Below are 344 nucleotides of genomic sequence, written 5' to 3'. Positions count from 1 at the left end.
CGGACCATATGTGAAATTGGTTTTTGATGTCTTGATGAATCTTCAGTTTTCAAGGAACAAAAGTGGAGCCTAGCGGGATCGAACCGCTGACCTCCTGCGTGCAAGGCAGGCGCTCTCCCAGCTGAGCTAAGGCCCCGTATTAGAATTGTTCATAAAAATGGTGGGCCTAAGTGGACTCGAACCACCGACCTCACGCTTATCAGGCGTGCGCTCTAACCGGCTGAGCTATAGGCCCTCTTAGAGAGGTTTTGGTCTCTCAAAACTGAACGATGGGCAATGCCACATGGGCATTTTCCTTAGAAAGGAGGTGATCCAGCCGCACCTTCCGATACGGCTACCTTGTT

2 tRNA genes are annotated in these 344 nt (G+C 50.9%); both read right to left on the bottom strand.

Annotated features, from left to right (window positions below):
• Window positions 1–63: 63 nt before the first annotated feature.
• Window positions 64–136 (bottom strand) — tRNA-Ala (locus KNO61_RS17140).
• 22 nt (window positions 137–158) lie between these two features.
• Window positions 159–235, bottom strand: a tRNA-Ile gene (locus KNO61_RS17135).
• Between the last annotated feature and the right edge of the window lie 109 nt (window positions 236–344).

Source organism: Exiguobacterium sp. s140 (genome assembly GCF_018617035.1).
GTDB classification, from domain to species: Bacteria; Bacillota; Bacilli; order Exiguobacteriales; family Exiguobacteriaceae; genus Exiguobacterium; species Exiguobacterium profundum.
This window is presented reverse-complemented; position numbering and strand designations above follow the sequence as displayed.